Origin of the sequence: Duganella guangzhouensis, assembly GCF_009674535.1 — a bacterium.
Classification (GTDB): domain Bacteria; phylum Pseudomonadota; class Gammaproteobacteria; order Burkholderiales; family Burkholderiaceae_D; genus Rugamonas; species Rugamonas guangzhouensis.
Map to the genome: position 1 here is coordinate 1 of NZ_WKJK01000076.1, position 296 is coordinate 296.

The 296-nt window shown below is 48.3% G+C and carries 2 rRNA genes; both read right to left on the bottom strand.

Annotated elements, in window-relative coordinates:
• A 5S ribosomal RNA gene (rrf, locus tag GJ699_RS35480) occupies positions 1 to 111 on the bottom strand; the annotation flags it as partial.
• Positions 112 to 219: 108 nt separating this feature from the next.
• Positions 220 to 296: ribosomal RNA gene (locus tag GJ699_RS35485) — 23S ribosomal RNA — on the bottom strand; the annotation flags it as partial.

A 296-nucleotide genomic window follows, 5' to 3' on the forward strand; every position in this document is an offset into this window, starting at 1 on the left:
TTGACGATAACCTACTTTCACACTGGTTGCAGCACTATCATCGGCGCAGAGTCATTTCACGGTCCTGTTCGGGATGGGAAGGGGTGGGACTGACTTGCTATGGTCATCAAGCTTTGACTTGTATGCCACGCAGCCATCGGCTGCGCAGCGAATCTGGGAGAAGTAAAGTACTTAGGGTGAACTCATCATTGAGTAAATGCGTATAACCGTCAAGGTTATAGGGACAAGCCGTACGGGCAATTAGTATCAGTTAGCTTAATGCATTACTGCACTTCCACACCTGACCTATCAACGTC